Source organism: Enterovibrio nigricans DSM 22720 (assembly GCF_900167155.1).
Taxonomy (GTDB): Bacteria; Pseudomonadota; Gammaproteobacteria; order Enterobacterales; family Vibrionaceae; genus Enterovibrio; species Enterovibrio nigricans.
In genome coordinates this window covers 99,985-118,939 of sequence record NZ_FUXU01000005.1, presented here as the reverse complement: position 1 = coordinate 118,939, position 18,955 = coordinate 99,985, and the positions used below count along the sequence as shown (strand labels likewise).

General features: G+C 48.0%; 18 protein-coding genes and 1 tRNA gene. 7 read left to right on the top strand and 12 right to left on the bottom strand.

The window, feature by feature from the left end:
- The first annotated feature begins 36 nt into the window (after window positions 1–36).
- From B5D35_RS03495 to B5D35_RS25205, 4 genes are all read left to right on the top strand, one after another.
- Window positions 37–2,784 (top strand): cation transporter, encoded by a 2,748-nt coding sequence (locus tag B5D35_RS03495; protein WP_078751211.1) that lies wholly within the window; start codon window positions 37–39, stop codon window positions 2,782–2,784.
- 407 nt (window positions 2,785–3,191) lie between these two features.
- The gene (locus tag B5D35_RS03490; RefSeq protein WP_078751235.1) at window positions 3,192–3,626 is read left to right on the top strand and encodes a DUF411 domain-containing protein; all 435 of its coding nucleotides are present in this window, start codon (window positions 3,192–3,194) and stop codon (window positions 3,624–3,626) included.
- A gap of 55 nt (window positions 3,627–3,681) precedes the next feature.
- Window positions 3,682–4,551, top strand: coding sequence for a TraB/GumN family protein (locus tag B5D35_RS03485; RefSeq protein ID WP_078751210.1), 870 nt, complete (start codon window positions 3,682–3,684; stop codon window positions 4,549–4,551).
- A 368-nt stretch (window positions 4,552–4,919) separates the two neighbouring features.
- Window positions 4,920–5,051, top strand: coding sequence for a hypothetical protein (locus B5D35_RS25205; RefSeq protein WP_269808508.1), 132 nt, complete (start codon window positions 4,920–4,922; stop codon window positions 5,049–5,051).
- Between the two features lie 3 nt (window positions 5,052–5,054).
- Here B5D35_RS25205 and B5D35_RS03480 read toward each other — a convergent pair.
- Window positions 5,055–5,131 (bottom strand) — tRNA-Pro (locus B5D35_RS03480).
- A 258-nt stretch (window positions 5,132–5,389) separates the two neighbouring features.
- On the opposite strand from B5D35_RS03480, the gene B5D35_RS03475 reads away from it, so the two are divergent.
- Together B5D35_RS03475 and smrA are read left to right on the top strand one after the other, a co-directional pair.
- On the top strand, window positions 5,390–5,539 hold the full coding sequence (locus tag B5D35_RS03475) for a DUF3149 domain-containing protein (protein ID WP_078751234.1): 150 nt from the start codon (window positions 5,390–5,392) through the stop codon (window positions 5,537–5,539).
- 157 nt (window positions 5,540–5,696) lie between these two features.
- Entirely contained in the window at window positions 5,697–6,281 is a 585-nt protein-coding gene (smrA, locus tag B5D35_RS03470; protein ID WP_078751209.1) for a DNA endonuclease SmrA, read from the top strand.
- A gap of 52 nt (window positions 6,282–6,333) precedes the next feature.
- Here the strand turns inward: smrA and B5D35_RS03465 are convergent, their stop codons facing one another.
- The 5 genes from B5D35_RS03465 to B5D35_RS03445 form a co-directional block, all read right to left on the bottom strand.
- Window positions 6,334–6,948: a LysE family translocator gene (locus B5D35_RS03465; RefSeq protein WP_078751208.1), complete on the bottom strand. Its 615-nt coding sequence runs from the start codon at window positions 6,946–6,948 to the stop codon at window positions 6,334–6,336.
- A gap of 5 nt (window positions 6,949–6,953) precedes the next feature.
- On the bottom strand, window positions 6,954–7,358 hold the full coding sequence (locus tag B5D35_RS03460; RefSeq protein ID WP_244556495.1) for a lysozyme inhibitor LprI family protein: 405 nt from the start codon (window positions 7,356–7,358) through the stop codon (window positions 6,954–6,956).
- A gap of 9 nt (window positions 7,359–7,367) precedes the next feature.
- Window positions 7,368–7,850: a Cys-tRNA(Pro) deacylase gene (ybaK, locus tag B5D35_RS03455; protein ID WP_078751206.1), complete on the bottom strand. Its 483-nt coding sequence runs from the start codon at window positions 7,848–7,850 to the stop codon at window positions 7,368–7,370.
- A 177-nt stretch (window positions 7,851–8,027) separates the two neighbouring features.
- A complete protein-coding gene (ushA, locus tag B5D35_RS03450; RefSeq protein ID WP_078751205.1) occupies window positions 8,028–9,704 on the bottom strand; it encodes a bifunctional UDP-sugar hydrolase/5'-nucleotidase UshA in 1,677 nt (558 codons plus the stop codon).
- A 222-nt stretch (window positions 9,705–9,926) separates the two neighbouring features.
- Window positions 9,927–11,270 (bottom strand): Na+/H+ antiporter NhaC family protein, encoded by a 1,344-nt coding sequence (locus B5D35_RS03445; protein WP_078751204.1) that lies wholly within the window; start codon window positions 11,268–11,270, stop codon window positions 9,927–9,929.
- Between the two features lie 377 nt (window positions 11,271–11,647).
- Between B5D35_RS03445 and B5D35_RS03440 the strand changes: the two genes are divergently transcribed.
- Window positions 11,648–13,522 carry a methyl-accepting chemotaxis protein gene (locus tag B5D35_RS03440; RefSeq protein ID WP_078751203.1) on the top strand — a complete coding sequence of 625 codons (1,875 nt, stop codon included), beginning with the start codon at window positions 11,648–11,650 and terminating at the stop codon, window positions 13,520–13,522.
- Between the two features lie 48 nt (window positions 13,523–13,570).
- On the opposite strand, the gene kdsA is transcribed toward B5D35_RS03440, so the two are convergent.
- The 6 genes from kdsA to hemA are packed head-to-tail and all read right to left on the bottom strand — an operon-like array spanning window position 13,571 to window position 18,871.
- Complete coding sequence (gene kdsA / locus B5D35_RS03435; RefSeq protein WP_078751202.1) at window positions 13,571–14,425, bottom strand: 3-deoxy-8-phosphooctulonate synthase; 855 nt, start codon at window positions 14,423–14,425, stop codon at window positions 13,571–13,573.
- A gap of 13 nt (window positions 14,426–14,438) precedes the next feature.
- Window positions 14,439–15,248, bottom strand: coding sequence for a SirB1 family protein (locus B5D35_RS03430; RefSeq protein WP_078751233.1), 810 nt, complete (start codon window positions 15,246–15,248; stop codon window positions 14,439–14,441).
- 2 nt (window positions 15,249–15,250) lie between these two features.
- Entirely contained in the window at window positions 15,251–15,634 is a 384-nt protein-coding gene (locus B5D35_RS03425) for a SirB2 family protein (RefSeq protein ID WP_078751201.1), read from the bottom strand.
- Window positions 15,635–15,663: 29 nt separating this feature from the next.
- Window positions 15,664–16,509: a peptide chain release factor N(5)-glutamine methyltransferase gene (gene prmC / locus B5D35_RS03420; protein ID WP_078751200.1), complete on the bottom strand. Its 846-nt coding sequence runs from the start codon at window positions 16,507–16,509 to the stop codon at window positions 15,664–15,666.
- Window positions 16,509–17,597 (bottom strand): peptide chain release factor 1, encoded by a 1,089-nt coding sequence (gene prfA, locus B5D35_RS03415; protein WP_078751199.1) that lies wholly within the window; start codon window positions 17,595–17,597, stop codon window positions 16,509–16,511. Before prfA ends, prmC begins: the two co-directional genes overlap by 1 nt.
- A gap of 14 nt (window positions 17,598–17,611) precedes the next feature.
- Complete coding sequence (gene hemA / locus B5D35_RS03410; protein WP_078751198.1) at window positions 17,612–18,871, bottom strand: glutamyl-tRNA reductase; 1,260 nt, start codon at window positions 18,869–18,871, stop codon at window positions 17,612–17,614.
- Window positions 18,872–18,955: the final 84 nt, after the last annotated feature.

Here is an 18,955-nt window from a genome sequence, read left to right as displayed (position 1 = left end):
GAACGCAAGTTGCAAATCAGGCATAAGGTAATGGTTATGGCACATCAAGACGTATCGACATCACCGACGACGACAGCAGAAACAACTCGTCGAACGTTGCCGTTGCAGGGGCTAAACTGCATGGGCTGCGCGCGAAAAGTGATTGCCGCAGTAACACCTTTATCAGGCATAACGTTAGTCGATGCGACACCGACGTCATTGACCGTGAACGCCGATGCGCCTATAGATGCCATCATTGAAGCCGTTAACAAATTAGGCTATCAAGTCGGCTCTACCACTACCGTGCCTCTGACGGGTTTAAGCTGTGGCCGCTGTGTTGCCAAACTAACAGCGGCTTTTGAACAATCACCCGATGTATTCCACGTCGAGGTAACCAAAACAGACGCCACCATTACTGGTCTATTGAATCACGCTCAGATAGTCAACATCGTCGAAGCAACAGGCTATCAAGTCCCTGACGGATCCCAAATCACTGAAGCGTCTGTAGAGCAAACCGATGAACCCGCCTCTGTTACTGATGCGGACTCTCCACCTGACGCGACGACTGCATCAGAGAACACCCCTTCCCTACAATTAATTCTTTCAGGCATGACTTGCGCAAGTTGCGTATCTTCGGTTGAAAAAGCGTTGAAAGGCGTAGCGGGTGTTGAAACAGTTAACGTGAACTTCGCAGAAAGAACCGCTTCCATTATTGGTGACGCTAACGTCGCGACGCTTATCCATGCTGTTGAACAAGCGGGTTACGGTGCGGAAGTGAGCGAAGATGAAGCGACACGCCGCGAGCGTCAGGCGGTAATGCACGCAGAGCAATTTAATGAGCACAAACGCAATACTTGGCTGGCTCTCGGTTTGGGTGCGCCGCTGATGGCTTGGGGGTTGCTGGGTGGTTCAATGACCATTGAAAGCACGACCAGCCAAATAGGTTGGGGCATTATTGCTCTGGTTACGCTGGCTCTGCTTTGTACCTCGGGTAAACATTTTTACGTCAACGCCTACAAAGCCGCCCTTCACCACAGAGCGACGATGGATACCTTGGTGGCATTGGGTACGGGCGCCGCTTGGCTTTATTCTGCTGCCGTCGTCATCATGCCTGCTCTTTTCCCAGAGCAAGCAAGACATGTATATTTTGAAGCGTCAGCCATGATAATCGGCCTTGTTACGCTAGGGCACGCACTTGAAGCCAAAGCGAGAGCGTCGACATCTAAAGCACTGGATAGACTTCTCGACCTGCAACCTCAAACGGCATTGATCATCGAGAACGGCAAAGAGCGTGAAATCTCTTTAGCTGAAGTTAAATCAGGCATGCTGCTTCGTGTCAAACCGGGTGCAAAAATCCCAGTCGATGGTGTCGTCGAAAGCGGAGAGAGCTTTGTCGATGAATCCATGCTGACCGGTGAGCCTCTGGCGGTGCGAAAAACAGCGGGTGAGGTGCTTCATGCAGGGACCGTTAACCAAAACGGTAGCCTAATCTTTAAAGCGACAGGGATCGGTAGCGATACCATGTTATCCCGTATCATCAACCTCGTAAGACAGGCACAAAACAGCAAACCTGCACTGGCGCGCATGGCAGATACCGTGTCCTCCATCTTTGTGCCCACGGTTATGATCATCGCCATACTCACGGCATTAGGTTGGTACAACTTTGGCCCCGACCCAAAACTGAGTTTTATGTTGGTCACAGCAACAACCGTACTGATTATTGCTTGCCCGTGTGCCTTGGGGTTAGCAACACCGATGTCTGTTACCACAGGAGTGGGGAGAGCAGCGGAGCTCGGAGTATTAATCCGCGATGCAGAATCTCTTCAACATGCAGCAAAGGTTGATACGGTCGTATTGGACAAAACAGGCACACTGACAGAGGGTAAGCCTCAGGTAACCTCAATTGTCGCTCTTAAAACAGACGAAGATGTGATTCTTCAACTGGCCGCAAGTCTTGAACAAGGCTCTGAGCATCCGTTAGCAAAGGCGGTACTCGATGCCGCAGAGGCAAAATCATTTACTTTGTCTGACATTGGCAGTTTCGAAGGGATTCCGGGCAAAGGCCTTAAAGCTGACATTGGAGGCTCAACGTATTTCTTAGGAAATACGCGTCTGATGCAAGAAGAAGGTATCGACGTTTCTGGTTCAGAATCGACCGCCTCTGAGCTCTCTACTCGTGGTGAAACTGCAGTTTATCTCGCTAATGCCTCTCACTTACTGGGCATGATCGGGATCAGTGATCCACTTCGCCATGACTCAGCCACGGCAGTAGCCCGACTACAACGTCTTGGTTTTGACGTAGTGATGCTTACAGGTGATCACCCAGATACGGCAAAAGCAATCGCCGCACAGGCAGGGATCACCAACATCATCGCGGGTGTATTGCCCGATGGTAAAGCAGACGTCGTCACCAAGCTTCAAGCTGAAGGAAAAAAAGTCGCCATGATCGGAGATGGCATCAACGATGCACCCGCACTTGCCAAAGCGGAAGTGGGTATTGCGATTGGTAGCGGCAGTGATGTGGCGATAGAAAGTGCCCAAATGACCTTGATGCGTCACTCAATCGACGCAGCCACAGATGGCCTGCTCCTGTCCAAAGCGACCCTTCGCAACATGAAGGAAAATTTGTTTGGCGCATTTATTTACAATTCTCTGGGTATTCCAATCGCAGCAGGTGTGCTATATCCCCTCACCGGATCCTTGCTAAGCCCTGTTGTCGCGGGAGCAGCGATGGCATTGTCCTCGATAACGGTCGTGAGCAATGCCAATCGTCTGCGCTGGTTTAACCCAAGTAAGAGGAAATGATCATGATCGTGAATCTTCTAGGGCTTGGATTGATCGGACTTATCATCTGGTGGTTCTGGTTTGCAGAAAAGACAAACACCAAATGAATAACGACAAAAGCAATGCATACAGCGTTGAACGGAAACTGCGGCTGAATGACGTGTTATCTCAAGAAGTACAGGAACAAATTGCTTCGATAGCCGGTATTCAGTCAGTCACTGCCCGCAAACATTGCATGGTAGTGACCTATGATGTGCGAGACATAACTCTCGAACGCATAGAGAGTCGGGTAAATATTCCCTACTCTCAATCGCTGTGGCAAAGGCTGAGGCGCAGCCTTTATCACTATGGCGATAGGAACTTAGCAGATGGCGCACAACACGTGCCCCACTGCTGCAATAAAATATCAAAGCGTTGAGGAGACAACGATGAAAAAATTGCCTAAATTGGCCGCATTTTCGCTGGCAATGCTTTCAGCAAGCACAATGGCAGCAACCGGTATCACTTATAAATCCCCTTACTGCGGTTGCTGTAAAGAGTGGGTGAAACACATGGAAGACAATGGCTTTGAAATGACGTCTGAGGACCATGTCAACATGAACCCAATCAAGATGAAATTGGGCATTAAACCTCAACTGGCGTCGTGCCACACCACCGTCATTGATGGCTACGTATTTGAAGGTCACATCCCAGCCAGCGATGTGAAGAGCTTCTTAGAACAAAAACCAAAACTTGCAGGTCTTGCTGTACCTGGCATGCCTGTAGGCTCGCCGGGCATGGAGTATGGCGATAAAAAAGACCGTTATGATGTTATCGGCTTTTCTAAAAGCGGGATGACGGTGGTATATAACACCCATAACTAAGAAAGACAGATTTATCAAAAACCTCCATACTGGTGTCAACTGGTATGGAGGTTTTATGATTAAACGGCTCGTTCCGCTGCTTTCGCTGCTTTTCTTTTCCAATGTTGCGGCTGAGCCGACTGTTTGGCTAGCGAAAAAGGGTGACCTTTCTTTTGCACTCATGGGATCGGTGCACATGGGTAAACCCAGCTTTTATCCCCTTCCAGACGAAATCATCCACCATTTTCAGCGCAGTAAAGGCCTGATTGTTGAAGCCGACCTCTTTTCCGACACCAACATAAGTATCCCGACAGGCCAAGCCTCACAAACCTTCTTAAATGCAACAGAACAGCACACACTCAATGACATCGCCAAAGATGTACATTTGCCGTCGCTCGCATTGCAAAACATGCCGCCTTGGCAGGCTGCGATGGCTATTCAACAAGCGCAGACTTCGCAGATGGGATTGCAACCACAACTCGGCATTGATGTTCACTTTTTAACACTGGCACAAGAAAAGAATATTCCCATCATTGCTCTGGAGACCATGCAACAACAACTGAACTTCATCACCTCAATGAAAGATGACGGCCTTCCTTTGTTGTTGGATACCCTAAACCATTGGGAAGAGGCTCAAACAGTATTACCCTGCATGATAGATGCATGGGCAGCGGGCGATAGTCAGGCTTTAACAGATATCGTTGAAGACATGATGGAGGATTCTGGCGAACTTGAAGAAGTCATCATAACCGACAGGAATCGACATTGGACAGAAACACTGAGCGATACACGTAAGTTCGGCAATGGGACATATACCATTGTGGTAGGTGCGTTACATCTTTATGGCCAAGAAGGCTTATTGGATATGCTTAAAAATAAGGGCTTTGAGGTCAGAGCGTTAAATAAAGGACATTCTGTAGAATGTGTTAACACACTACCCAAATAGTAGAAATGGTGAGTGGTTTTAACCACTCACAATCACTTTCGTCACGATCATAGACATGACAAAAAGCAGAATAAACCAAATGTAAATAGATTTTTTCATCTAAAATCCTTTGCCATTTTTCGGGCTGTCCTAGAATCCCCCATTCTAACGCACTCTTTGTCTTTTCAAAAAGCACGTTTACGTTTCGCGGGTGTTCTATACATACGAAAAAGCCCCGCATTTCTGCGAAGCTTCTAATAGTGGTCGATGAAGAGGGATTCGAACTGGTCCGGCGTTCCGCACCCAACCCATCATGCGATATGCATGACCGACAATCACTTTTCCCTATTCCAAAACGACGAAAGCCTGCTCACTGAGCAGGCTTTCTAATGGTGGTCGGTGAAGAGGGATTCGATCCGGGCGGCGTTCCGCACCCGACCCATCATGCGGCACGCATGACCGACAATCACTTTTCCCTATTCCAAAACGACGAAAGCCTGCTCATTGAGCAGGCTTTCTAATGGTGGTCGGTGAAGAGGGATTCGAACCCCCGACCCTCTGGTCCCAAACCAGATGCGCTACCAAGCTGCGCTATTCACCGACTGTTCTGAAAAACGCTGTGCGCCTCAGAGGTCGCTAATAATACTCATCCTTGGCGCAGACTCAAGTGTTTTCTCACGTTTTTTGCCTTACAGACACTGTTCGCTCAAAGGATCATCAGTATGGGCAAATTGCGACCGCCCACCCACGCTAACAAGTGACGTGCTACTAACCTACATTCCATTGATCTGGATCATCGATGAAAGATTCACCAATTGGCAACCTATCCGTAACGTTTACAGACAAAGGAAGCACAAGCATGGACTTTTGGTTAGACCTACTATTCGGCAACGCAATTGGCCTCTCCTCAATGATCGTGATTTTTGTTGCCCTTGGCATGATCAGCTTTATGGGTGGCTTCTTTGTTTACAAAGCAATGACATCGTCTGAAACTGACGAATCACTGTAACAGTTTCCTTTCTCTCCATTTGCTTACACCAGCAAGGCATTCTTGCTGGTTTTTTTCACACTGACGATCTCTCTACATATTCACTTTCAATCTCTCTCTGCACCTTGGCAAGGTTTCGGTATATACTTTGGCGATGCTTCACTAACCCGCAAAGACCATGAACGGTAACAATGAGTTCGATTTATTTCGGGAAATGATGTCCGACGTTGCACCTATCAAGCACGATACGGTTGAACCATCGGCATTGCCTCACAAACCCACAGAAGCGCAACTTGCTCGTCAGCAAGCCGCGCAAACACTCTCTGATGGAAACCCAGAGCACCTCTCACTTGATTACGCAAAAATGCTCAAGCCTGATGACATCGTGGCGTTTAAACGTCCAGGAGTCCAAGACGGTGTATTCCGAAAACTTAGACTCGGTAAATATGAGGCGCATGCGCGTATAGACTTGCATAAGTTTACGTTGAAAGATGCACGTGAAGAGATACTGAAGTTTTTAAAACAATGCCAAAAAATGGACATTCGCACCGTGGTGATTGTGCACGGTAAGGGCGAGCGTTCTAACCCTCAAGCCATGATGAAAAGTTTCGTCTGCCAATGGTTGGAACAAATTACCGATGTACAGTGTTTCCACTCCGCGCAAAGGCACCAAGGAGGAACGGGTGCTGTGTATGCGCTTTTGAAGAAAAGCCAAGAGAAAAAGCTCGAAACACGCGAGCGACACCTTGCTCGAAAAGGTTGATAACAAAAAGGCACTTAGTAATAAGTGCCTTTTTACTTTCTACGGTATTCGGTTACAGCGCAACCACAACACGCGCAGCCAACCCAATCAATACGACCCCGCACAACCTATCAATCAAGACCGCACGTTGTTTCAGCTTCTCCAACATCCGGCTGGACGACAAGACCAATGCGACTACCGTGTACCACAAACCATCTATAACAATGGGCGTAAGCACAATGATGGAGCGGCTAGTAATGTCTGTGCCAACAGCCACAAACTGGCTGAATAGCGCGAGGAAAAAAAGCGCCAATTTAGGATTGAGAACGGAGATCATCGCGCCATCTCTCGCGGCTTCTAATAGCGATGTTTTCTCCCCTTTCTCCAACTTGGCGGCGACTCCGCCGTTGGCACGAATAGACTTAATACCCAGCCAAGCTAAATAGGCTGCGCCTGCATAAGCGATCACTTTAAACACGATGGGAGATTGTTGAAGAACAACCGCAAGACCCAACAACGTCAATACCGCATACAAACCCACACCAAGTGCATGTGCCCAAGCGGCAGCAATTCCGTGCAAACGACCACCTGCCAAGCTATGTCTAACCATTACGACAAGGCTCGGGCCGGGTGACATCGCGCCTAGCATACAGACCAACACTAAACTAAGCCAAACAGACACACTCACTTCAACTATTCCTTGTTACCCATTAAGTGGTTTAATCGAGAGATTTGCTCATTCGTCACATCTATCATGCAATTAAGATAAGCCTGTCCACTGCCGGAGCCAGAAGCAAACGTTGCTTCAACCAGTTTGCACTGTTTGTCTCGCCAAACGCTAAACTCCTCAAATGCCTGATTGGCAGATACCGCCGCATGCCCATGGGAAGAAATGTTATCCAGTTCAGACATGCGATCACTGAGTTTAGACTGAGTATCTTGCAGTGAGCTTTCCGCAACGCTCAAGTGGTTATCGAGGCAAGCAGTGACTTCTACATGTGTTTCATTCGTTTTGTAGCACTCTAACAGTGTCGATTTTTCCACACCTATTGCTGCAAATGATGACAAGGAACCCATAAACAAGACCAGCCACGACATACGCATTCTTTATTTCCCCTGCTTACCTATTGTTGCCATTTTCCCCTGTGTAAGTGAGAGGAGATCTGCTGGAGAAAGTTCAATTTCAAGCCCACGACGCCCCGCGCTGACATAAATCGTGTCATGGGCTTCTGCGCTGGCATCAAGAAACGTTGGCAAGCGCTTTTTCTGGCCTAATGGACTGATGCCGCCAACGATGTACCCCGTCGTTTTTTCTGCAATATCAGGGTTAGCCATTTCTGCTTTTTTTGCACCCGCTGCTTTTGCTGCGGCTTTTAAATCTAATTGACCAGAAACAGGCACAACGGCCACCGCCAACTTTTTGGGGTCCCCGTTCATCGCAAACAACAAGGTTTTAAAAACACGAGCGGGGTCTTGCCCGAGCACACTTGCTGCTTCAAGTCCGAAATTCGTGTTATGAGGGTCATGTTCATAGCTATGAACATGAAAGGAAATTCCTGCTTTTTCCGCGAGGGTAATTGCCGGCGTCATCCGATAAATCTCTTGTAACGACAGGGTGGCATTAACCTTTTCATTAACGCTAACCCATATAAAACGTAAGCTGATAATGACATAAAAAAAGGCACTGTCACCAGTGCCTTTTCTATCATTGTTCCCATTTTCTCAATGCGGGACATTTCCCCCACAGTGAAACATTGAATAGCTCAATTATTTGTAAACAATCTCACCGTTTGGCGCATATTTATTTACATCAATCGGAGAGTTTTTCTCCAGGAAGTCTTTCAGAACTTCAGCATCGACAAAACCGGTGTTGACGTTGCCAGCATGGTCGCTGATCTTTGGATAACCATCACCGCCCGCCGCGTTATAGCTTGGAACCGTGAAACGGTATGTTTTATTTAGATCCAGCGGTTCACCACCGATAACCACATCGCTCACGCCATCTGGTGACACGGTCATCGAAATACCGTAAAACTGCACGTAGGCACCTGAGTCAGCAGGCTTAGTTCCAACCACGTTCAGATAATCCAGAATTTCTGTACCTGTCATGTCCGTGTAGGTCACCATGTTACCAAAAGGCTGCACCGTCAGAACGTCTTTGTACGTCACGTCACCGCCTTCGATAGAATCACGCACACCGCCAGAGTTCATTACTGCGAAATCTGCTTTTGCGCGATCCATGTGCGATGCTGCGATGAGACGGCCTAAGTTAGTTTGTTCAAAGCGCACAACATTACGATCACCTTCCAACTTACCATTGGTCTCAGCAATCTTAATGTTCAGTTGGCCCTGCCCTTGGTCCTGATACGGTTTCAAAAAGTCATAAAGCTCTTTATCCTTCGGAATTTCGTTTTGGATAAATACGCGTTTTTTCTCGCCATTCACCTTCACTTTTTTCTTCAGGTTTACAGGGATTAAGTCGTAAGAGACCAAATTCAGTTCGCCGTTTCGGAATTCAAAGTCAGCTTTACCGACATACTTGCCCCACTCATGAGCTTGTACGATCCAAGTACCGTTTTGGCTGTCAGGCTTACATTCATCGCCCGGCTTGAAGGCAGTGTTGTACATGTTCGGGCCTTCCATACAGACAGGCTCTTGTGAGTGACCACCCACAATCATATCGAGAGATCCTTCGTCCAAATAACGCGCTAAAGCAACGTCACCTGGCGCATTGATACCACGGTTACCATCTTCGTAATGGCCCATGTGCGTCGCTGCGATAATCATATCCGGCTTTTCTGTTTTTTCGATTTCAGCGATCAATTTCTTCGCTTCTTCTTTCGGATCGCGGAACTCCAGTTCCCCAATGTATTCAGGGTTACCGATTTTCGCAGTGTCCTCAGTCGTCAAACCAATAACGGCGATGCGAAGGCCGTTCTTCTCAAACATTTGATATGCCTGATACTTACGCTTTCCTGTCGCTTTGTCGTAAATGTTCGCTGAGAGCATTGGGAAGTCAGCCCATTGCATTTGCTTATCCAATACGTCGAGTGGATTATCAAACTCATGGTTACCCAATGCCATGGCATCATAACCAATCATGGTCATGCCTTTGAAATCTGGCTCCGCATCCTGAAGGTCAGATTCAGGCACACCCGTGTTGATATCACCACCAGACAGCAGAAGCACTGCCGCACCTTTCGCCTCAGCATCTTTACGCAAGTTGTCGATCAACGTCTTGCGAGCAGCCATACCGTATTCACCATATTTGTTATGCCAAAAACGGCCATGGTTATCATTGGTATGAAGAATAGTGATGTTGTAGGTGGTATCTGGCTGCCATCCTGGCACGATGTCTGTCGTGTTTTGAGTGGTAGAACAACCTGCTAGCGAAGCAAGTAATGCAGCACTAATTGCTGCTTTTAAAGAAAGGCGATCCATCATGGGTGTACCTATTATTCTGTTGAAAGTGCGAGAAGGGCTTCTCGCTTTAACAAAATGAGTGAGTCGTCATTTTGTAAGGGTTAACGTAAATAATCGTATTTCACGATGTAGTTTAAAGATATACGCAAACCATCACATTGTTCTTTCAACAAAGTGCTATATAGATCACCGAATCACACCCAAACCGCCGAGTTTTCACTCAGCGATTTGGGGTCGCAGATCTTAGTGGGTACCGTGCTGTCCTTTAGAGCGAGCAATCGCAAAAGCGGCGGCGATCGCCAGCAAGAAACAGTAGTAAGATTGACTAACAACGGAAAGCGGTGACAGTTCAAAGATGGAACCGAGCAACAGCGCTTGAGCACCATATGGTAACAATCCTTGGATTACGCAAGAGAAAATATCCAACAAGCTTGCACTGCGCTTTGGCGCTACATCGTGTTGCGTCGCCAACTTTTTCGCAACGCCACCCGCTACAATAATTGCTACGGTGTTATTTGCGGTACACATGTTGGTCAAGCTGACCAACAACGCAATCCCCGCTTCACTAGCACGCGGAGAACCTTTTTCTGCTGCTTTATCTGCGCGCGCCATGATCAATCGGCTCAATTTGTCAGTGACAAACGCCAAACCACCTTGCTGACGCATTAGCTCAGCCAAACCACCAATCAGCAAAGACAACAAGAAAATTTCCTGCATGTTACCAAAGCCAGCATAGATATCTTTGCTAAATGCCATCAGGCTGTAATCAGGTGTCTGAGCAATGCCGACAACGCCCGCAAATACAATGCCGAGAGACAGGACAACAAACACATTCATACCGGACACGGCAAGAACAAGAATCGTCATGTAAGGAAGAACCGCCAACCAATCAATTTCGCCAGCTACAGGGGCTTGCGTCACTTCATTGGCAAAGAAAAAGATAACCAACACCACCAGCGCAGCCGGTACTGCGATTTTGACGTTCTCTCTAAACTTATCTTTCATGTGACAGCCTTGTGAGCGTGTCGCAGCAATCGTGGTATCAGAGATGATTGAAAGGTTGTCGCCAAACATGGCGCCACTGAGCACCACACCAGCCATCAATGCGGAATCTATGCCCGTCGTTTGAGCAATACCAAGAGCCACAGGTGCAACCGCCGCAATGGTACCCATTGATGTTCCCATCGCTGTTGCGATGAAAGCAGAGATAAGAAATAAGCCCGGCAAGATCAAGCTGGAAGGAAGAACGGCCAAACCTAGGTTTACCGTTGCGTCTACCCCTCCGGTTGCTTTCGCCACAGCAGAAAACGCGCCTGCAAGCAGGTAGATAAGGCACATCGCGGTAATGTCACGGTGTGATACCCCTTCGATGAACTGGCCAATGGCAGTATTGAGCTTTTCCTTGCTCATCAACACCGCCAAAACAATGGCGGGTAAAACGGCTATCGTCGCTGGAAGCTGATAAAAGGCAAAGTCGACATTTTGAGTCGAAAAGTAGATGCCAGTTCCGATAAAAAGGCAAAGAAAGAACCCAAAGGGCACCAGCGCAAGGGCTGAAGGATTGATTGTTGTTTGCTTCTCTGTCATGTTGTGTTGCATATATTTTTGTGATGTGAAGCGCAGAGTAAAATGAAATGTTTACCTCGTCAACAAATAGCCATCTAAACGTCTCTTTTATTTTATCTCCCAAAACCACATTTGCTGAAAGTTAAGACTTACCTCGTTTAAAGACAGCGCACATCGTTCACTCCCACGACATCAAACTCTCCGCCGCAAAACCGTGAAGCAAAATCACTATGTTGTGAAAAAAACTCACCCTCACTCGCAATATTCGCTAAAGGCTCTGCTAATAACGCCGATACAGCATGATGTACAAATACTAGATGTACAGGTTGCCCCGCGCTTATAACGTTCAGAACGACGGGAGCGCTTCCAATTCTGGAGTTCCTCGCAAGGAAGTAAACATGACACTCACTCTAAAGCAGAAGTTAATTGGCACGTGCCTTATTGCCGTCATCGCGATGGCAACAACCTTGTCTCTGCTTGCCGCAAACCAACTTTCAACCCAAACTGAAAACAGCCTTGAATACAGAGTGCGCAGCTCGTCAGACGTCGCAAAAGTGGGTTTCATCGATTGGTTAGACGCCCACGCTACCGCCATGAAGGGTTTCATTGAAACACAACCTCACGATGATGAAATCAATGCACTGAAAATGATCCAGATCTCCGGCAACTTTGCGATGACATTTTATGGCGAAGTCGATGGCTCGTTGGATCTGTCAAATGGCGCCACAATTGACATCGACCCTCGCCAGCGACCTTGGTATATCGAAGCAGTAACAGAAAATCGAACCATCTTTACTGCACCTTACCGAGATGCGTTGACCGGAGAAACCATGGTGACCGTCGCTGAGCCCGTCTTGCAAGGTGGCCAATTGCAGGGAGTACTGGGCGGTGATATTAGCTTGCGTAAAATCATGAGTGACATCTCGCAATTTGATTTTGGTGACAATGCATTCGGCATGTTATTTACCGACAAAGGCACACTGATTGCGCACAAAGACGCCTCTTTGAATGGAGCGCCCCTGACACAATACAACCCCGCGCTGAACATGCGCGTAGTCCAAGATGCCGCTCGCCAAGGCACGTTAATCCACCAAAATATCAATGGCAGCCCAAAAGCGTACTACTTCGTATCACTACCAACCGCACAATGGTACATAGGCATTGAACTTGACCTGAATACCGAGCTCGAAGCGCATAACAGTGCCGTTACGACCTTGATATTGACCAGCCTGGGCGTGACCTTGGTCGTGCTTGCTCTTTCTATCTGGTTGGTCAACATTTTGTTCCGAGACCTGAACCGTGTATCAAAAGCGATGGCCGAAATCGCCAGTGGTGAAGCGGACCTAACACAACGTCTCACACCACATAGTGAAGATGAAGTCGGTCAACTGGCACACAATTTCAATACCTTCGTGGGCAACATGCATACTATGGTCGTGCATTTGAAAAACGTCGGTGAAGCTTTATCCGAACAAGCGGCAGGCGCGGCCGAACACGCGAATATTCGTAGCTCACGCATTCGTGGTCAACAAGACGAAATCAACATGGTTGCCACAGCCATCAACCAAATGGCCGCAGCAACACAGGAAATTGCTAGTAGTGCCGAAAACACAGCGCAACTGTCGAAAGATGCTGTTGGCCGTTCTCACACAGGCGCCTCACAGGTCAATCAAAGCCAGCTGTCCATTGGAAACTTGTCGACCGAGGTAGAATCAGCGACGTCGGTGATCACCGAGCTTCATGCGCATACGCAAAGCATCAACTCTATTCTGTCGACCATTCAGGACATTGCGGAACAAACTAATTTGCTGGCGTTGAACGCCGCCATTGAAGCCGCACGAGCTGGCGCACAGGGCCGCGGTTTTGCCGTAGTCGCCGACGAAGTTCGCGTGTTAAGCCAGCGTACACATGATTCGACGCGAGAGATCCAAGCGACGATCGAAACCTTGCAGTCAACGACGCAATCGGCAGTGAAAATCATGCAGGATAGCCGCTATCTGGCAACCACAAGCGTGGAGGACGCAAGCAGCGCCACAGACAGCCTGACCCAAATCACAACATCCGTTTCGACAATCAGTGATATGGCCACGCAAATCGCTTCTGCGGCCGAAGAGCAGTCTCTAGTAACAGCGGAAATCACCCGAAATACAGAAGCGGTGCGACATGCATCTGATGAGTTGGCAGAAGAAGCCAACCAAGCATCGATGCAAGCCTCTGATTTGTCGAGCTTGTCTCAACAACTCAATAACGAAATCTCTCGCTTCAAGTTGTAGGATCAAAAAAGCCGGCATTCGCCGGCTTTTCTTCTCTTCGAATATCGCTTAACGGATATCCAAATCTTCGAAACTTTTCACCAGATCATCCAGCGCTTTCATTTGCTTCAGGAACGGCTCCAGCTTATCCAGAGGCAGTGCTGACGGGCCATCACAGCGTGCTTTTTCTGGGTTTGGATGCGCTTCAATAAACAAACCCGCAATCTTGGTACCTAAACCTGCACGAGCCAAATCAACCGTTTGCTCACGACGACCACCCGATGCTGCACCCAGTGGATCGCGACATTGCAGAGAGTGCGTCACGTCGAAAATGATCGGGCTGCCATTACTTGCTTTCTTCATAACATCGAAGCCCAGCATATCAACAACCAGATTGTCATAACCCATACATGCGCCACGCTCACACAGGATCACTTTTTCGTTGCCACATTCTGCGAATTTATCAACGATGTTACCCACTTGGCCAGGACTCATAAACTGAGGCTTCTTCACGTTGATCACAGAGCCAGTTCGCGCCATCGCCTCAACCAAATCGGTCTGGCGAGCTAAGAACGCGGGCAATTGGATCACATCAACCACTTCTGATACTGGCTGAGCCTGTGCTTCATTGTGAACATCAGTAATGATTTTCACGCCGAATGTGTCTTTCAGTTCTTGGAAGATTTTCATACCTTCTTCCAGGCCTGGACCACGGTAAGAATGTACTGAAGAACGGTTCGCTTTGTCGAAAGAGGCTTTAAACACATACGGAATACCCAACTTTTGGGTTACTTCCACATAGTGCTCGCAAATCTGCATGGCCATATCGCGAGATTCCAACACATTCATCCCGGCAAATAGAACAAATGGCTTGTCGTTAGCAACTTGAATATCGCCGATTTGAACCGTTTTTTGTGTTGTCATGGTGAATTCCTGATTAATGGAAAATTGGAGCTTCTGCAGTCAATACTCTAACTTGCAGTTTAAGAAGTTCAGCAGCCGGATCATCCGGACACTGAGCAATAAAATATTCGTAGTCTTCTGCCGCTACCCAGTCACATTTTAGTTGCTGGAAAATATAGCCACGATCTCGAATCTCGTACGGATCGTCAGGACTGAACGTCAATGCTAATTCGCTACAGCGCAGAGCCATATCGTACTTTTCCTCTCGCAGCAACGCTCTTTTGATCACCGCTAACCAGCGCCCCACTAAGGTCGGGTTGTCTGAGACATCCAGATCTTCAGGACGAAGTTGAGCGATAGGGCCTTCCTTACCGATTAGCCAACCGCGTAAGGTGCGTTGTGAAAGAAATTCGCCGTCGAATGGGTTGATATATGAGGGTTCACGATCACGCCAGTTTACTTTCAAAATCAACTGCGTTGGAAATCCGACAGGCTCTACTGGCAACTCTAAGCGTTTGGTAAGGAACAGCAATACTGCCCCCAAACTGACAGGAATGCCTTTTCGACGTTTTAGCACCTTTTCAACAAACGCATTTTCTGAAGAGAAATACTGTTCAAAGTCGCCACGAAAGCCCCAATCCTTGTAGAACAATCGCAATAAGCCTTCTAATCGCAACTCGTCGTTAGCTTCCCCTGCCAATGCGTTTTCAGCTTCTTTCGCCAATAACTCAAGTTCCGCTCGAACCCAATGCAGCGAGGTTGAAGGATCGATGGCAGCATTCAGTGCCAACGCGCCTTCAACAAGCGACAACTCATCAAGTTCTTGATCTGTAAACGCGATCATTTTTACCCCAACAACCATGGTGTTTTCGTCATCGCCAATTTAGCCGCTGCATACACCCAACCCAAAGCACCAAAGAATGCAAAGACTCTAAACATGGTACCTTGACTGTAATGCAGCGCAACAAAACCAAGGGCAATGTAAGCGAGTACGCAAGTCAACTTTTCAGTCATCCACACACCCGCTGGGGTGAATGGCATAAAACCCGTCACAGCAATCAGAGCGACACCTGTCGCAAGCAGACCCGTATCGATAATGTGCGGGACAATTTTCACCCACTTCTTTTGCATCATAGTGCTGCCCATTGAACGCCAGATAAAGCGTAAAATGAACAAAGATACGCTCAAGGCGATAAACAATAGGTGAGTGTGCTTCAATGCAGCGTACATAATTCCGTCAATCTCTCTTTCTTGTTATTTCAGTTAGCAAAACGACCCAGCGTAACACGATCCAGACCTGCATAATCGTGCAGTGTCTCAACGTCGATAAATCCTGCATCAGAAAAAATCGTACGCACTGGATCCCCTTGATCGTAACCATGCTCAATCATCAACCATCCGTTGTCGGCAAGAAAACGCGGGCTTTGCTGGCAAATCTCGCGAATATCCGCCAAACCATGATCACTGGCAGTCAGGGCTGACTTGGGTTCGAAACATACATCTCCCTGTGAGAGGTGTGGATCTTCCGGGTCGATATAAGGAGGATTACTGACAATCATGTTGAAAGTCTGTGCTGGTATATTTTCAAACCAACTGCTCTGCGCAAAATGCGCATTTATAATCCCATTTTCGAGCTGATTACGCTCAGCCAACGCAACGGCTTCTGAACGAAGGTCAACCCCCATCACCTGTACGTCTTTTCGCTCGCAGGCAATCGATAGTGCGATGGCACCGGTGCCTGTCCCTAAATCCAGAACAGAATTCGCATCTGCAGGTAAACGCTCTAGCGCGAGTTCCACGAGACGCTCTGTATCCGGACGCGGGATCAACGTACTTGGCTCAACGTTTAAACGCAAAGACCAGAAATCTCGATAACCAATAATATACGCGACGGGTTCGCCCAGCATTCTACGTTGGATGAGCACATCAAATTCACTTTGCTCGGCGTCTGTCAGTACTTTATCTGGCCAGGTATAGAGATAGCTGCTTGGTTTATCGAGGACATGACACAGCAACACAGATGCGTCAATTCTCGGTGATGGGCTTTGATGTTCGGTTAACAAATGCGCTGCTTCTTGCAGCGCATTTTCAATGCTGATTGGCATTAGTGCTGTTCAGCCAGTGCCGCAAGCTGATCCGCTTGGAACTCTTGAACAATCGGTTCAATCAAGCACTTCAAATCGCCTTCCATCACATCATCCAAACGATAAACAGTCAGGGTGATACGGTGGTCAGAAACTCGGCCTTGTGGGTAGTTGTAAGTACGAATACGGTCAGAGCGATCACCTGAACCAAGTAGGTTACGGCGCGTGCTCGCTTGTTCAGCGGCGCGTTTTTCCTCTTCGGCTTTGATTAAGCGCGCTGCTAGAACAGACATCGCTTTCGCTTTGTTTTTGTGCTGTGAACGCTCGTCCTGACACTCAACTACGGTACCCGTTGGTAAGTGAGTAATACGAATAGCAGAGTCAGTGGTGTTAACGTGCTGACCACCCGCCCCCGATGAACGGAAGGTATCAATTTTCAGATCCGACGGGTTGATATCTGGAATTTCTGCTTCTGGAATTTCAGGCAAAATCGCAACGGTACATGCAGATGTATGCACGCGGCCTTGTGATTCTGTTGCCGGTACACGTTGAACTCGGTGACCACCAGATTCAAATTTCAATACACCGTAAGCACCGTCGCCAGAGATTTTAGCCACCATCTCTTTATAACCGCCCTGTTCAGAGCTGTTGGCACTAATCACTTCAACACGCCAGCCTTTTGATTCAGCAAAACGACTGTACATACGGAAAAGATCACCCGCAAAAATACCTGCTTCATCGCCGCCTGCACCAGCACGAATTTCAACGAAACAGTTACGTTCATCGTTCGGATCTTTAGGAATCAAGAGCACTTGAAGTTCATCGGTCAGGCGTTCTATTTCGCCTTTTGCCATTTTCACTTCTTCTTGCGCCATTTCGCGCATCTCAGGATCGTCTTCGTTCGCCATTTCCTGAGCAGCGTCCAGATCGTCAACCGCCTGCTTATAGGCGTTGAAGCACATGGTCACTTCTTCCAACTGGCTGTACTCTTTCGACAGCGCACGGAATTTATCCTGATCACCGATGATGCCTGGATCACCCAGCAGGTGTTGTACTTCTTCATAGCGCTCACTGAGCACTTCTAGTTTGGTGAGAATAGATGGTTTCATAGTAATTCTTAAAACTATTTCAGGGGATCCAGACCTAAGCCTTGACGCAGCGTTTCCAGCGTACGTTCATCACCGTTTCTAGCGGCTTCTTGCATGGCCTGGGTCGGCGCATGGATCAGTTTGTTGGTCAACTTGTTACTTAGCTCAGCCACTACTTTGGCCGGATCTGCACCACTGGCTAGCGATTGAAGACTCTTGCTGAGCAACTCATCTTTTAAGGCTTCAGAGTGGGCGCGATATTGCTTGATGCTGTCAACGGCATCACGTGAACGCATCCACGTCATAAAACTGTGGCTTTCTTCGTCAACGATGGCTTCAGCCTGAACGGCTGCGGCTTTACGCTGCTCTCGGTTTCGTTCAACAATCGAGTGCAAATCATCAACGGTGTAAAGATAGGCGTCGTTTAGATCGCCGACTTCCTCTTCAATATCACGAGGAACCGCAATATCAATCAACAGCATTGGCTGATGTCTACGAGCCTTGATTGCCCTTTCGACCATACCTTTCCCTATGATAGGTAGCGGTGCAGCCGTTGAACTGATGACAATGTCAGCTTTGTGCATATGCTCTGGAATTTCTTCCAAAGAGATAATTTCTGCGCCAAAGGCGTCCGCAAAAGGCTTCGCACGTTCACGAGTACGGTTAGCGACAATGATGTTCTGGCACTTGTGTTCATACAAGTGCTTCGCAACCAGCTCGATTGTTTCACCCGCCCCAACGAGCAAAGCCGTGGATTTCTCCAATGACTCGAAAATCTGGCGGGCAAGAGAACATGCAGCAAATGCTACAGATACCGCGTTTCCACCGATGTCGGTTTCTGTACGAACGCGCTTTGCAACGGTAAATGTTTTATGGAATAAGCGTTCTAATGCACCGCTGATTACATCATTATCAACCGATTCTGCATAGGCTTGCTTCACCTGCCCCAAGATTTGAGGCTCGCCCAAAACAAGAGAATCCAAACCACACGCAACACGCATCAAGTGCTGAGCCGCCGCTTGATCATGATGGGTATAAAGGCAAGGTAATAAGGCGTCGCTGTTGAGGTGATGGAAGTCCTGCAGCCAATCAACAACTACGCCCGGACTCGGCTGTTCTATTTCACAATAGATTTCAGTTCGGTTGCAGGTAGACACAATAACCCCGCTCTGCACCACCTGCTTTTCTTTAAGCTGGTTAAGCGCATCTTGAAGTTGTTGTGGTGAAAAAGCGACTTTTTCACGCAAATCGACTGTAGCAGTCTTATGATTGATTCCGAGAACTAACAAGCTCATTAAGCAGGGTTACCGACAGCACCAGGTGAAATCCGAGCCGTGGATTTTACTTTATGGGCCCGTCGAATAAAAGATAACATTATA